Origin of the sequence: Pedobacter sp. Bi126, from assembly GCF_918698245.1 — a bacterium.
GTDB lineage: Bacteria > Bacteroidota > Bacteroidia > Sphingobacteriales > Sphingobacteriaceae > Pedobacter.
This window is the reverse complement of sequence record NZ_CAKKMS010000009.1, coordinates 124,944-141,217: the sequence shown is the minus strand read 5'-3', so window position 1 is coordinate 141,217 and position 16,274 is coordinate 124,944. Positions and strand designations below refer to the sequence as shown.

The 16,274-nt window shown below is 42.9% G+C and carries 7 protein-coding genes; all 7 read right to left on the bottom strand.

Annotation, left to right across the window (positions count from 1 at the left end):
- Positions 1 to 188: 188 nt before the first annotated feature.
- Genes LQ201_RS24165 through LQ201_RS24135 form a run of 7 tightly spaced genes read right to left on the bottom strand, consistent with a single transcriptional unit; the run spans position 189 to position 16,127 of the window.
- Positions 189 to 3,032, bottom strand: a complete 2,844-nt coding sequence (locus tag LQ201_RS24165; protein ID WP_230146227.1) for a hypothetical protein — start codon at positions 3,030 to 3,032, stop codon at positions 189 to 191.
- The gene (locus tag LQ201_RS24160; protein WP_230146707.1) at positions 3,029 to 4,480 is read right to left on the bottom strand and encodes an SGNH/GDSL hydrolase family protein; all 1,452 of its coding nucleotides are present in this window, start codon (positions 4,478 to 4,480) and stop codon (positions 3,029 to 3,031) included. Before LQ201_RS24160 ends, LQ201_RS24165 begins: the two co-directional genes overlap by 4 nt.
- A complete protein-coding gene (locus LQ201_RS24155; RefSeq protein ID WP_230146225.1) occupies positions 4,431 to 7,841 on the bottom strand; it encodes a hypothetical protein in 3,411 nt (1,136 codons plus the stop codon). Before LQ201_RS24155 ends, LQ201_RS24160 begins: the two co-directional genes overlap by 50 nt.
- Positions 7,842 to 7,849: 8 nt before the next feature.
- A complete protein-coding gene (locus LQ201_RS24150) occupies positions 7,850 to 10,444 on the bottom strand; it encodes a glycerophosphoryl diester phosphodiesterase (protein ID WP_230146224.1) in 2,595 nt (864 codons plus the stop codon).
- On the bottom strand, positions 10,441 to 11,340 hold the full coding sequence (locus LQ201_RS24145) for a DUF5017 domain-containing protein (RefSeq protein WP_230146223.1): 900 nt from the start codon (positions 11,338 to 11,340) through the stop codon (positions 10,441 to 10,443). Before LQ201_RS24145 ends, LQ201_RS24150 begins: the two co-directional genes overlap by 4 nt.
- A gap of 17 nt (positions 11,341 to 11,357) precedes the next feature.
- The gene (locus tag LQ201_RS24140) at positions 11,358 to 12,929 is read right to left on the bottom strand and encodes a RagB/SusD family nutrient uptake outer membrane protein (protein WP_230146222.1); all 1,572 of its coding nucleotides are present in this window, start codon (positions 12,927 to 12,929) and stop codon (positions 11,358 to 11,360) included.
- Positions 12,930 to 12,947: 18 nt separating this feature from the next.
- Positions 12,948 to 16,127 carry a TonB-dependent receptor gene (locus LQ201_RS24135; RefSeq protein ID WP_230146221.1) on the bottom strand — a complete coding sequence of 1,060 codons (3,180 nt, stop codon included), beginning with the start codon at positions 16,125 to 16,127 and terminating at the stop codon, positions 12,948 to 12,950.
- Positions 16,128 to 16,274: the final 147 nt, after the last annotated feature.

Genomic DNA, 16,274 nt, shown 5'->3' with positions numbered 1-16,274 from the left:
ACTTTTCCAATTGTCTGTTCTGAATGACGACGAGGGAAATCCTTCTATATTAAAAACTTATTCAAATGCAAACTCCAGCCTTCGCTAGTGCCTGACCACATCCTTTAAAGCCTGTGGCGAAAGCCCTCAGCGGTTCTACCTTTGGCATCATTATCCTGGTGCACCGCCGTCGAATATCCGAATCAATATTATTTGCCTAATTCCGTTTCTTTGGATCTCATCAATTTTCCATTGACATCTGTTAATTCAAGGTAAAAACTAACCGCTTTATCTTTATCAACAGGTACTGTAAATTCAAATGGGTATTCATTTTTATCTATAATCTTTTCCTTGCTTCCATTGATCTTGTAGACCAACCGAGCCTTCTTCCATTTTGTATCGTCTTCCTGAAGAAATACAAAAAGTTTTTGGGCATAAGCACCAAGCTTAAACAATAATGCCTTTGCCTCTCCTTCGGGGATATTGATATAATCACTTCTCTGATCTTTTTTCACATTCAGGATCTGGTCCTGAAAAGCACTGCTGATTTTTACGCCTGGGATAGCCAGGGCAGTAATGCCGCCGGCAGGGACATTGATCTGGAAAGTACCGTCTTTTAAATCCAAAACCCGTACTGATGGATACAAAGTCTGCACTCCGGTACTGTTTGAAAAATCTACCCTCGAAGCGTCTACAGAAACACGGGTGCTGATATCCGCTTTAGATTGGTTCATAAAAGCAAGCAGAAGGGTATCTCCTTTTTTTGCACTCACATAGTTTAAAGCAATATTAGCGGTGTTCAACAGGCGGGAAGGCATCCAGAGTTGCACATTTTCGAACTGAAAGAACCGGCCTTTCTTAGCGCCGTAAAACTTATTCTGCAAATAGGCATATCCTTCTATATAATCGCTTGGAAAGTTTATCCTGCCACTACTTTTTACATAAGCATCCGAAACCAGGTAATCAACAAACATAGAAGCCATTGGTAGGATATGATTGTAATGAAAGGAGTTTACACTCTGGTCTTTATGCTCGTGGAGTGGAAAATCGGCCTTTTCATAGGCTGTAGTTCTCTCCGTATTGATATGATATCCCGGAAAACTTTCGGAACGGCCAACAATCGAAGCTTTAGCTACATTCATTAAAAACGGATCTTTTGTATGATAGCCTATCCTTAACAACCAGGGCGCATAAGTGGACATGAAAATACCCCTGTGCCCGGTTGAAGTTCCCGATGATTCTGGTGTAAGTCCCATCTCAGAAAGCCTCCACGCGGGCACTTTTTCTTCAGGATAATACATTTGATGATGCCCTTTTGATTTAAGGTACCAATACATCGGTGCTTTCCCTCCTTTATTTACAGTAACCACATCATTCGGTATAGCGGGTGTCATCCAGGTAAACAAGGTGTAATGCCTGGCCCCATCCTGTGCGGCTTCCAGATACCGGCGATCAGCAGTAAGTTCATATAACTCCAAAAGCGCTGACCAGTTATTGGTAAAGGTTGGCCAGAAGAAATTGGAACTAAACAAGGGATCACCAAACGCCTTTAACCTTGTATTTACTCTTTCTTTCAGATATTTATCTGCCAGGGTCTTGCTTAAACTTAAATAAGCCGAATCGGATGTCAGTTTAAACATAAACATTGCATTGACCCAGTTGCGACCTTTCTGCTCTTCATCAAGATTTCTGACACGCGCCGTTCCGAACTCTTTTTTTGCCATCGTAGCATAAAAGGAGTTGTTCCCACCAAAAACATCAGATAAAACCTGTAATTCGGACAATGGCGCAATAGGCCCCCTCAACTTTCTGGATGGAGACTGAATTTTCTGGTTGCTATCAATCGCAAACAGGAACTTTTCGCGCGACAACATAAACTCCATTAAAGGATATGCCCTTTTATCAAACATTTCCTGATCATCCCTCACGATAGCCAATTCAAGCGGGTTCAGGCTCGAAACATTCTTTACTGCGCCAGGTACATCCGTAGCATAGGCAAAGCCTTTCAGGCTATCAATAAACCAGGCATAGCGGGTCTTTGAATAATCAATCAGATTGTCCAGGGTTGTATTCATTGAAACAGTAGCATTGGTACGGTAATCCTTAAAGCCAAACACAGTTGTTGCAATTTGCTCATATGTTTTTGTGATGCTCAAGGGCTCAACAATAAGGTTCATTGAAAACTCAAAAGAATGCCCTGCACTCATCTGAGAATTGAAACCACCTGGCATCGGGGCGAAAACCTGGGGCTGTAATGCTGATTTGTTATTTAGAAGTGCAATCCCAAACTGGCTGTTGGTTAAAAGCGGTAAAGGTTGAAAAGGCAAATACCTCGAATCAGCCAGTACACCTATTGAGTTATACCCGTCATTCACCAGTGTAGTAGGGATTGTTGCCATAAACGAGGGCGTTAGATAGGGCTGCTGGGGAACCCGTTTTTCGGTCCAGATCAGCGGCTGCCATACTTCATCAACATGATCACTTTTAAAAGATGGCGCCCCGATATACCCAACACTATAAAAACCGTTCTTTTTTGGTGTAAACGAAAACGCTATTTTAGGATAAGGCAAACTACTTTTAACCAGCCACGCTTTTAGCGTAAATAAGGCGTGTTCCGGAAAGATAAAATGAATGGAATCTCCAGAACTGATTGTTTTAATGGCGCTAAGAAAATGTGTTTTTCCGGCGTGATAGATATTGGCCGTTCTATCTTGCTTCGCACTTCTTAATATTTTATCGTCAAATCCATCTCCGGCAACACTGGCACTAACAATTTGTTGGCGATAATCGGCCAGGCTACTGTCGCTGGTTTTCCAGGTAGGAATATTGTAAGATACTTTTTTTAAGCCTGAAGGTTTTAATGCAAGTTCAGGATCCTTTTCATTCCAAACAACAACAAAATCTGGCTTAAACAGGTAAGTTTTGTCTTTTGAGATAATTTTAAAGCCCTGATTATCTTTTATAATTTGCGCATTCGACTGTATGCATAAACAGCACGCAATTGAAAAGCAAATGAATTTAATATGCTGTTTTAATTTAGAAATCTGTTTCATTTCAATAATGTCCCCCTTAGTAAGATGCGACCTAAATAGATCACTGTCTGATCATATTTTTCAGGATGTTGAATGATATCCCCTCTCTTGTCTTCAGGCAGTATCATGAGTTTATTGGCTTTCCGGCCAGACAGGGTTACCTTTACCAAATGGTCTCCCTGCGGCACTTTAATTACATCAAGTTGTCCACGGTAACGGTTATTGCAGTAGCTGTTGAATCTGTTCAATACATCCGCAGTAGTTGTATCTTTTGCCTGGTAATAAATAAAATTCCCCTCCTTTTCCCTGCTTAGTTTTACCGGTTTCCCATCTACGATCCACTCCAGTTGCCCAACCTCTGGTCCGCCAATATCAAATACGCCCAGCATATCTCCCTCAAAACGAAAACTAAATGTGGCTCCTGGTTTATTTGCAGAAAGTACATTGAAAAACCAGGGACTGAATTTTTTAAGGTCTGGATCAGTATCTGTTGGCAACACCCTCCAACCCTTATCAGTAACCGGCAAAGCTGATGGATCTACCATCGTTGCCTCCTCCCATGCGGCAGTAATTAATGGTTTTGGCAGCTCCTTCTTTTTTAAAGGCTTTGCTGCCTCAATTTTTTTAAATGCACGGGCAATGGCGGCCGCATACAGGTTCCCGCCCGCTGTTGTCGGGTGGATTCCATCCTCAGAAAACAAAATTTTCTGCTGATCAACTGAGTTCGCTTTCCAGATCAGCTTTCCCGCAGCTTCCAGGCTTGCTGCCTCCACACCTAAATTCACAGAAGGTAGGTCATAATGCTCGGCAATCTGTTCCAATCCCTTAATATTTGGGGGCAAGTCATTTTTTTGATAAAAGACAGTTTGCCCGGTTAAAATAGTATACAGCAAACAAATAGCTGTATTCGGGTTCTTCCTGATTGTTTGACGGATTATGCCCTCCATCCCGGCTGCATAAGCACCATTAACGGCAAATTCTATAAAAATAAGATCGGGTTGATGGCTGAGTACCTGTTCATCGATTCTAAATGCGCCAAGCTCCGTTCCCGTGCCAGATACACCTGCGTTGATCCATTGAAAGCTGGCCTGAGGATAAGTTTGCTCCAGGTACCGGGCCGTTTGAAGGCGATAACCAAAATTTGCCTGGGTGATGCTTCCTCCAATAAAAGCAACCACCACCTTTTTACCCGCATTTACTTTTTCAAAGAAGCCCGGAAAGCCTGCCCTGGCATTGCATTCCAGTTCATTGTTAAAATCACCCGTTTCAATCACCGGGATATTCGCTGCAGAAACATCAAAATAAAGCGGAGAAGCCCCTGCCTGGGAGGCCGCAATCTTATCACGATCAGGCCTGGTTTGAGAAAATGCAGTAACAGACATTAATAAACAACCAAGCAATGCAGTTTTCACACCTTTTTTATTCATTACCATTGAGTACAATCTTTTTTGATTTTGTTTTCCCATCATTACTTTTAAAAATGAGCTCCAGTTTTGCGTCCTCACCCATCGCCAGTTTGTTAAAACCCCATTCGTAAGGGTACTGCTTTATTTCCTGAGTCTGATTGTTACAATTAACGGTTACGGAATATCCATTTAAAGGAGCCGTTTCTGCAAATCCATAACAAGTATCCCAACCAAAGGGAGAGCGGATACGGAACAAGAATACATGCCCCCAGGGAGCCCCCAAATCAATCACCTTCATGCCATCTTTTACCGGCTGAGATTTTTTTGTAACGGGAGTCGCCTTTAAGGGAATAGCAATGGCCCTGAATCCTTTTGCAGGGACAACAACATCAATCTTAGCCGCTTTAAAATCCCGGGGGACCTGCTGATCGCTTTGCGCATAAACCAGGGCTTTCCCATCCGTTAGCGCAGCCGTAGCATCAGTCCATTGTACAGCTACTTTTTGCTCAGACTCAGCTTCCGAGGAAAGCAGGATCCAGAAGTTCTTATCCGAAATTGCGGTAACATAATTGATTCCTGGATGCTGAATATTTACCAGCCCTTTATGCATCCATAGTGTGGCCTCCTGATCGCCAAAAATCTTTCCTTTTCCGCCACCATATACCCGATTGTTAAACCAGACAAATCCTTCCTGTTTGCTATAAGGAAACACTACATTTCCATTCGAACGCTGGATGCTTTCTGAGATCAGGTAATCGAGGCTAAAAGCGATATGTGGTGGGATATGATGATAATAAATGGAACTCACATCTGGCCCTTTATAGGGAAAATCAACCGACATGGGTATATCTGTAAAACCCGTGCCGTAATAGCCCGGATAGTTTGCATAACGACCGATCACTGCATTGCGGGCATAGGTTTCGTAGATGGGTTTGTTCTCGTATTGGAACAAGCGCAACAAATGAGGTGCCCAGCTACTCATAAATACCGGACGGACCGTCTGATCTTTTACTCGGGTAAAATAAGTACTGGGCTGCTCCAGGCCCAAACCCACTGGCGATACCAACCATTCGGGTACTTTCTTCTCCTGTACATCGCCATTTTTCCGGGGAAAGCCTAAACGATAAGGCTTGTTGCCTTTCCACCAGATGTGTGTAACACCATCATAATGATTATTCTTGTGAATTGTTTGCAGGCTATCTTCCACTTTAGGATAGCTGCGTATTCCTGCAATGGTAAAATGTGCACCATATTCTGCGGCTTTCAGGTATTTTTTATCTTTTGTTGTATCATAGAGATCCAGCAGGTCCCACCAGGGCGGATAAAAACTGGCATTGTAAAAAGGCACATGACTCAATACTGTACTGGTATTGTTATATATTTTTTGCTGAATAAAAAGATCGGCATCTTTTTTTGCCTGTTGCAACCATTTTGCCTGTCCTGTGAGCTGGTATGCCCAAAGCGCCTGGTTCCATGAATGGAAATCTGTTGAATAGCCTTTTGCTACCCTTAGGCTATCTCCCGGTAGTGCTATATTTTTCAGCCAGGGATTCAATCCGCCCAATATGCGATCCAATCCTACGTAATAAGATGTGGTGAACTGAGAGGTAAGCGGATTGAACTCCAGCGTTTTTCGTGTAGCATTATAGGCTGTCGGAACAATATCTGTCGCCCATCGGTACCCGCTTCTTGAAAGCGTAAATTCTATGGTCGGCAAGGACCGGCTAATGTAAAATTCTTCATCATTCTGCAATACAGAAAGCGCGATGTTGGCCAATGGCGTGGCATTTACAACTGTAGGTGCTGTTTTAGGGTCGCCTTCAATATCAAAAAAACCTTTTAGCTTGGTTGACCATCCCGCAGCATTGTCGTTTTTTACCAGTTCAATCATATTGAATACCGCATCGGTAAGCGAAGCTTGTTGTTGTTTCCGGTAGTCCTTTACCTCAAACACTTCTTTCGATACATAATCCATAGCCGAATCCCAGTTGCCCGCCTTTACACCAATAATAAATCGTCTGTCAATCAGCTCGCCTGCACGGTATTTAGAATCATTCATTCCCAAAACAGGAGAAAACATAACCGGTTGTATCTGGTTATTGTGGTTCTTCAGTGTGAAACCCGCAGGCGCATAGTCTACAGAACCCCAATCCTTTTTAAACAATTCAGGGCTTGTTGCCACATAACTTGAAACAATACCTTGCCCTGTTTTTGAAGAAACAATAGCCAAGGGTTGCTGCATCATTGAAGTAATCATCATTTGCGGACCGTCAGAAAGCCGCTTATACTGAAACATGGGTGCCATCAGCACGCTTTCCAGCTCCTGATCGGAAACAGCCTGAAAAGCTTCGATCCCCATACTGTAATACCCTAGCTGGGCAACTTTGCAGATCAACCGCAGATCAATATGTTGCTGCCCCGGATGTAATGTCCACAAACCGGTTATTTCAGAACCATTCCTGGTCACATATTGAACTTTTATGGTCTGTTTATTTACAGCTTCTGCTGTTATGGGAATGGCCTCGCTTAGGTTCCCCGCCTCAAAAGGATTGAGATCGGCTCCCGGCTGGTAAACTGCATATTTATTCCCCTTAAAAACAAAATATGCATTTGGTTTTTGGCTATCCCAGGTCGGGTAGTATTTATTAAACTGGATGGCGGTGGCATTAGTACTGATTAAAAAAATCCTATGGTCTTCAATGTTTGCAGTACTTACCTGTTGCCAGGCCCCATCTTTTTTTATCTCTGTTTTACAAGCAATAGCCTTATGGTCAGCTCCCGTTCGTACAAACTGCACACGTACGGCCTCGTTTTCAATTCCTGCAATTACCTTATCCGTCTTGCCCAGTTGAAGTGCGGGACTCGTGTTTTTCTTTTCCGCTGTAAGTGTTTCCTGCATAACAGGAAGCTTTTTCCAGGATAAAAGGGTTTTCTTGTCTATATCATTTGGATTGATGGTGCTATCCTGCGTAAAAAGAATAGCATCGCAGCGGCCAAAATTAAAATTATGGAGGCGCAACAGCACATCAGCCTCCTTTAGGTCAGCACTTCCTAAACGCTCCCAGGCATATCCTGGTTTTCCATGTCCACCTGCTTTTTTTAACCTGGCATTTCCAACCGAAAGCTGGAATAACCGGGTACCAGGACGGGTATCAAAATCTGGGGTCCTTATCCAGATGGCATAACGACCTGCTCTTCCGATATTCATCACGGTTAATGCATCAGATGTACTGTCCTGTTCTCCTTCTAAAAATCTTAAAATGCTACCACTGATGCCGTCTTTATTGACTTCATTAAACCATTTGCCTTTAAACTGAAAATCAGTCCCCAGCAACAGGCTTTTTTCTTGCTGAGCAATCACAGTTCCCGTTGTTAAAAACAAGAATGCTGTTAATAATAAACATAGCCTGGTTTTCTGGTACATGTTTTAATTTATTTGTATGTAAATGCATAAACCTGGAGGCCATAAGGTGCTATTTTTATAGGGTCTCCTGTAGAAAAAGGAATTTTTGAACCTGATGCAGAAAAACATTTGGCAGTTTTCAAATCCAGGCTGTGCCCTGAAATAAAACGGGACATGTCTAGCTTGAGTGTACTTTCCTGTATTTCGTCATCGTTATTCAATACAAACAGGTAAAACACTTTATCCTGCTTATTCACAGCGCATACATAGTCCATATTGGGATTGTTCAATAAAACCAGTTTTTCCATCAATGCCAGGTCTCCCTGCTTGTCAAATATTTTTCCCTGCCTGAAGCCAAATGTTTTGTGAGGGCCAACCTTAGGCGTAAGAAAACCTGAAGGAAAATCAATCCGCCCCTGCGAACGTAAGGAAAGTTCTGCCATCAGGTAATCGGTGATCCAACCCACCTGCCACCAAGCGTGATGAGGAAAAGGCCCGGCTCCCTTGTTCATGGCGCTCCAATAATAGGAAGCGACTCCTGTGGCGGGGTCTACAAAAGCATCTTTACTTAAAGCTGCAGTCCTTGCCATTTTAAGGTATAGCGAATCTTTTGTCAGTTGAAATAACCTTACAAACATGCCGGCATGGCTTGCGAGCATAATGGGGCCGCTGTTATTTGCGGAACCTAAAATTCCTCCATGTTCAAAGCTTAGCCCCACCTGGCTTATTTGCCAGTCTTCCAATTGTCTCGACCCAACTTTTTTGCTTTCTTTATTCGGAATCGGATGAGAATAGATGGAGGTGGTATAGAATTGTGCAGTTTTAATGGCAGCCTGTTTAAATCGTACATCCTTTGTAATTTCATACAGATCGAGCAAAGCCTGGGCACTTTGTCCCGTTGCAAAATCAGGCGCAAACCTGGCATCTCCGCAAACACCTAAAAAGTATCCTTTCTCTACAGCATTTTTGATATACCAGTCTGCAGCTTTTACAGCCGCCTCCAGGTATTTCCTATCCCGAAGCGTTTGGTATGCTACCAACAGCCCGTAAAAAGTAGGTCTGTAATCTTTCAGATCTTCAAACATAGGTTTTTGCGTGTCGTTATGATAAGCTACTTCCCAATAACCTTCTGGTTTCATTTTAGTCAAAAGCCAGTCGGCCGCCATACGTATACCCGATTTAAGCTGCTGATTATCTGGCTCAAATAAGGACACATTTCCCATATCAAGCAGCATATAATAAGTGGTTGCAATTGGCTCGGTATAAGGCCCCCACTCTTCGGTAAACCGTTTTGAATTGTGGAGGTAATATTGACCAGCTGCAGCTCCGTGAAAGAACCCGCCGGAGGTATTTTGCTGTGCCAATTTAAAGTTCAATGCATCTTTAAGACGTTTCTGAACCAGAATCGGATCTTGAGTGATATTCGCCAACATCCACATGGCCCCATAATCGGCATTTTTTACGGCGTCTTTTTCAGAGCCGTACACTCCACCCAAATATTCCTGGGCACCGATCGTCCGGCCGTGATAATCGAAAGTCCGCCACCGTGAAGTACTGTCCTTTTTCACATAGTCTAAAAGCTGTTCCATGCGATCAGATAAGGAAAGCTTGGTTTGCTTTAAGTGCAGTAACTCATCAAAGCGGTAAACATCATTTACGACATGCTGATATGCCTGATACCAGTTTGAAGTATTGATGGTGTACCTGAAATCAAAGGAGATGCTTTCCCCCTTTTTTAAATACGACTTGTTTTGCCCCAGTACCGGATGATATAAGGTTGGGCTCAGTTGTTCCTGCCTGTTGATCAGCGACAGGCCAAGCAGCCAGTTCGACTGGGTAGATTTATCATATTCCCATGGGTGTCTGGCTGTTCCCGGCTCGGCCGTTACGGCGAGTGTAATTCCATCTCTATTGGTGAGCATAGCTGTAAGTGCAGCCGCTGTTCTTTCTCTTACCACCACCGGTCTATCCGGAATTCCGTGTCCATAAGCATAGGCATCTGTAAAGTTATTGTTGATGGTACTGCCTTGAAACACACCTGGGATACAGCCCCATTCAAAACTTTTTTTGTCGTTTGTGTTCAATGCCGGAGTTGCTATGGAATAATATCCATCCCTCTCGGCTGTTAAATGAATAGAAACACATAGATCATTTTTGTAAACAGGATCTAGTTTCCAGATTGCTTTTACGGTAGAAACCGCTGTTTTTTGCTGAAAAACGAGTGTATTACCAACCTGCTTATACTGCTGTGGATAAAATAAAATGGCACGACCTTCCTTATTTAAAGAAACCGCAGAGGTATTCGCCTTCCAGGTAGGAATGATATAGCGGTATTCAGGTTCAGGAAACTGAATTTCTTTCCCGTTTTTGTCCTTAGCCTCCGAATCCATCCTGGGTTGATCTGCACTGTAAAGCAGGTTATATTGCCCCAATGTGCCAGACAGGGAATGCCATCCGTTTTCACCTTTTACTGACAGCTGTTTTATTTGATATCCCTTACCGGTATCTTCCCAGTTCAGGCGAAGTACATCATTTGTTAATCGGGCTTTGGGCGCTAGCTGGGCATAGCTGCTATTTGCAAAAGCAAGCAACAGCATGATTAAAATTAAAGGGTTTAATCTCATTGGGTAATGGTTAAATCTATTTCTTTTACAACTGTAAGTGATTCTTCTACATTGGCGTTGGTTGCCACAAACGACACTTTATATACACCAGCTTTAGTATAAACCCTGGTATAATCTGTCAGTTTCTGGGAAATATTCTTAATAGGCTCCCCTACGTCTGGCAAAATACTATTAGGGTTGAACTGTTTGCTTACTACCCAGTCGTCATCAAGATCGGTACTGTTCCTCACCGTAAGCAACTGTGCTGAACTAATACTCCAATTGGTTGCAGGACCACTAAAATTAAAAGCAGTCCAGCCGGCGGTAGCCATAGTGGCCAGTACCGTTTCTTCCCCTTGCTGATTGGTGCTTTTTAGATCGAAAGAACGGACCACCCAACGGTTTTGCTGTGCTTCTGGTTTTATAACAGTGGTCTTATAAACCAAAGCCAGCGCCATATTTTTGTTCCGCGCGGCAAAAGTGTTCAGGCTGATATTTCCTGAGGGGGTCTGATCCAGGCCGGCAGATAATACAGCTTTATCTGTAATATCTTCCCAGGTAGCAGCCTTTACATTTGTAGCATCATATATTCCGTTGAAATTGGTAGATACGTACAGTTTTATCACCGATTGATCGATGGGCATTAAGCCGAACTGGGCATAAGTTTTAAAATTGAGGGAAACCGCATTTCCTTCCACAACCGTTCTTTTCCGGTACTCATATTTGCGTCCGGCTTCTCCCGACCAAAATACAATGTTCTCTGGTTTACCATTAATTATAAACCTAACGGGCTCTCCAACTTTATAACTGTTTTTTTCCAACTCAACAGAAAAATCATCCTGCGGAGCCAGCTCATAGGTCTTCTGGCAGGAAGCCAGGGAAAATAATATTACAGATGCAATTAATAGCTTATTCATCTTATACAATTTTGTAGTTACCATCCTGTATTTTGTTTGATATTAGGGTTAACGGCCAGTTCGCTGTTCGGGATCGGGAATAAAACAGCACGATCTGTAACGCGCTGTGCCTGTGTAACAGCCGCGTCTTTTAAAGCAGTTGGCATGTTGGTTTGGTATTCTCTTGCCTGTGTTTGCATAACGGATGGATAAATACCCCATCGTACAAGATCGTGCTTCCGGATGCCCTCAAAAGCAAGCTCACGTAACCGTTCATTCCTGATCAGATCAAGGAAGTCCTGCTGCGACAAATTAGCAGCAGCATCGGCCGCCACATCAGGAACAAGTACATCTTTTCCATAGCCTCTTCGCCTCACCATATTTATCGCTTTATACGCATTTGCAGAGGGCCCATTGTTGGTATAATTATCAGCCTCTGCAAACATCAGCAATACATCGGCATACCTTAACAGCGGCCAGTTTGTACCGGTATAGTTTTGATTTCTTGGTAAAAGAAGTTCATACTCGCGCCTCCATTTCCCATTGCTACGGTCGTATACCTGATCTGCTGCCCAATTGGTCCGCACAGCCGTTTGTCCGCTTGTAACATACCGGTAAGGAGCAACTGTCCAGTCCCTTCTCAGGTCGCCATTTGCATAAGCGTTGTAAAGTTTCGCCGTAGCATGAACATAATCATAACCATATCCCAGTTCAATATTTCCACAGGTAATACCATTATAACTTCCAATCATGCCGCCCTCTTGTATTTCGCCCTGGTTTACGCCTTTAAATTCTACTTCCCACAAATTTTCCCTTGTATCGAAAATCTCCTGAACATGGTTGATATAGATTTGTTTGAAATCGGGATTAAGGCTGTGCAATCCTGACAGCATTACTTTTTCTGCATAAGTTCTGGCATCAGCATATTTTGCAACATCATTTAACGGGGCGCCTGCCATAGTCATATAGACCCTCGCGAGTATACCCTGTACGGTAGTTTTCGTAATACGGGTATTATAGCCATAATCAGAAACGGATTTCACCAGGCCTTCTGCCTGTTTCATATCAGTAACGATACGTTCGTAAAGGTCCTTTAACGGCGTGCCAGGAAGAGGCGGTTCTTCAGGTGATTTACTCGATTGAAGCTTTAAAGGCACGCCTCCAAACTCATCTGCCAGCAGAAAATAATAGTAAGCCCTTAAAAATAGTGCCTGCCCTTTTATTTCGTTGCGTTTTTCAGCAGTCACCTTAACGGCCTTATCTATGTTTTCGAGTAACATGTTCGCTCGCTCAATACCCGTGTAAAGCGTTTCCCAATGTCTGTTTAATTCCAGTGTCGAAGCATCCACAATATTGGCATTCATTCCCGATGTCTGGTTTTTCATAAAAAATTCGTCACTAAAAACCATGTAGCAAGACATCCCTTGTGAATAAACCCTGTTATCGCCCAAACGGTCGTATACTCCGGCCAGTGCAGATTGCAGTTCACTTTCTGTATTGTAATAATTTACTGGCGATACAAAATCCTGTGGGGTTGTATCCAGGATCTTTGAACATGAGCTAACAACCAGTGCCAGCATCATCGCGATATATAATAAAGTTGTTTTCATTTGTAAAAACATTTATCGTTAAAAAGTTAGGTTCATACCAAAGGTGATGGTGCGCGCCCTTGGATATGGGCTCCAGTCGAAACCCGGTGTAAGCGCAGAATGGCGCACTGAAACTTCAGGGTCCAAACCGGAATAGTTGGTCCAGGTTATCAGGTTTTGTGCCGAAACATTAAAGCGGGCTGATTGTATTTTCAGCTTTTTCGTTATTGTAGAAGAAAGGTTGTAGCCCAACGAGACCGTCTTTAACCGTAGGAAGGAGCCATCTTCTATATTTCTGTCGGAGAATACATTAGGACCATAACCACCTGCGACAGGCAAATCGCTGTTCTGATTTTCCAGAGACCACCTGTTCTCGTAGGTTTTAAACATATTAAGACTTGGTCTGGCTTCTGCGCCTTCAAATACAATCCGGTTCGCATTTAAAATGTCATTTCCGTAAGACCATTGTAAGAAAACATTGAGGTCAAATGGTCCATAAGTGAAATTATTGGAAAAACCTCCAATGTGTTTCGGATTAGGATTACCAACAATCGTCTGATCATTTGCATCTACCACCCCATCTCCGTTAATGTCTTTGTATTTGATGAAGCCCGGCTTAATGAGCGAGCGGGCGCTCCCATTATTCGGTACATCAGGTTTCAGCTCATAGCTACCGTTAGATAGTACATTGAAATCACTTAAAGGGTACACGCCATCAAAAACATAGCCGTAAAACAAGGCTACGGGACGCCCTGGTAAGGCAATATAGGGTAAAGAGTTATTGAAATTGGCGTTCCAGTTCGAAACACGTGTAATCAAACTAGGCTGATCACCATTCAACTCTTCGATCTTGTTGGTATTAAAGGCAATGTTAAAATTGGATGTCCAGCTAAATTTCTTTGTACTCACGTTTATTGTATTTAAGGTAAACTCCAAGCCCCTGTTTACCACAACACCAATATTTTTAAATGCGGCAAGGTACCCGGTTGAAGTAGGCAATGAAGCATTCAGCAACAAGTCTGTGGTTCTTTTATAATAATAATCGGTAGTTAAACTGATGCGTTGCTTAAAGAAACTTAAGTCTATTCCAAGGTCAAGGTTTCCGGTTCGCTCCCATTTAAGGTTCTCATTTCCCAGCCCAACAGGTATAGTTCCTTTAATGTATTGTCCGTTAAAATAATAGCCACTTCTGGTATTTCCGGTGTTGGCGCCTACTTCCTGATCCAAAATACTCAGGTACGCAAAGTCTGATACCCGGTTGTTTCCGGTAATTCCATAGGAAGCCCTCAGTTTTGCGGAAGAAATGGCTTTAACTGATTTCAGGAAATTTTCTTCCCCAATATTCCAGGCAAAGGCCCCGGAAGGGAAATAACCCACTCTGTTATCCCGGGCAAATTTTGAAGATCCATCACTACGGATAGAAGCCGTGAACAGGTAGCGGGAATTAAACGTATAGTTCACACGTCCCAGGAAAGACACCAGCGTTGAATAACTACCTGAGGTTATTTTTACCAGGACAGTCCCCTGATCAAGCCCCCTGACACCCAATGACTCATTTGGCAATAAAATAGATACAAATCCATCACCTTCCATACTATTTCGCTGCATGGTAAATCCAGCCACTGCATCTAAACGGTGTTTCTTGTTAAATGTCCTGTTAAATGTGAGCAGGTTCTCGTTCAGTAAACTGCGGATATTTTGATTTTCGAGGGAACCATTAATGCCATAGCTTTGCCCATAAACGGTCCGTGGATTTCCAGCTGCCGTATTAGAATTGTTAAAACGCTCAAAAACCAAACGGGTATCCGTCATCCCGCCACTCACCTTAAACTTAAAATACTTCAGGAAAGCATACTCCGCAAAAGCATTGGCAGTAAGTGATTTGTTAAAAGCATACTGATACAAGTTGTTGGAGTTTACCACCGGATTTATCCTTAAATCTGTATTGCCCGCCACATCATCGTCAAATGGCTGATCAAGGAAATTTTCATCATCCGCATTGCCAGTAACAGGCCTGTATCCCCATGTACTGTACATCAAATACGAACTGGCATTTCCGGCCGAGCTGCTGTTTAAGTTATCACTGGTTAGATTTGCGATCTGACCTTTTTTGATTCCGTATGTATAATTGGTATTAATGCCAATTCTCATGTTTTTCCCTACACGCTGATCGATCTGAAACCGCCCCTGGTATCTCTTATATCCACCATTAATAACAATTCCGTTCTGATCTAAATAAGAGCTGCTTACCGAATATTTTGTAGCCGCAGTGCCGCCCCTCATAGAGAAGCTATGATTTTGCATAAATGCATTCTGTAATACATTATCCTGCCAGTTTATCCCGCGCTCATTGCGGTACGCATCTAAAGTTTTGCCGTCCTTAAGATACAAAGCGGTAGCCGAAGTCTTATTCAGGTCCAGCTGATACTTCACAAACTCATAAGGGCTCATCACTTCTATCTGTTTTGACGGATACTGATAGCCCAGCCAATTGTTATAGTTAACTACCGGTGCGCCTACCTTACCTTCCTTGGTCTTGATTATGATTACCCCATTGGCCCCTCTCGCTCCATAAATTGCGGTAGAAGATGCGTCTTTCAATATATCTATTGATTCAATATCATCCGGATTAATGGTATTGTTGTCGGGATTTTCCAAAGGAAAGCCATCAATTACATAAAGCGGTGAGTTAGACTGGGTAATGGAATTTCCTCCGCGAATGGTGATGTTGCTAATACTGCCTGGCTGTCCATCACCAGAACCGACCTGCACTCCTGCCACCCTTCCTGCCAAAGCATCTTCAAAAGAAACCACCGGTGCTTTTTCCATATCTTTCATCACTACAGAACCGACCGAACCAGTAAGGTCCTTTCGTTTTACCTGGCCATAACCAACAATTACCACATCATCTAAAGCAGTGTTGTTAGGTACCAGCTGAATTTTATACTGGTTTTGACTGGTGATAACCACAGTTTTGCTGATGTAGCCAACCATGGAGACAACCAATAGTTCACTTTCCTTTGCATTGGAAAAGCTAAAGCGGCCCTGATCATCTGTTACGCGGGAAGCCGTTTTCCCCTGGATGACTACTTTCGCACCCGGCAAGGGTTTCCCGGTTTCTTCTGTAACAGTTCCGGTAATGGTTTTTACCGCTTGGGCCAGAATGGAAAGCGGAATGCCCAGAACCAATAGCACAGTTAAGAGTAAGTTTGGTTTCATATTCATTATTATATTTGGTTGCATTGCTACGACAGACATTTACATATCCGCAGTATATTTTTAAATGACTTGCTAAAGCATTTAAAACCTCATCCAGATTCCGAGAATAGCAATTAGAGCGGTATAACAATAATTCCTACGCATATA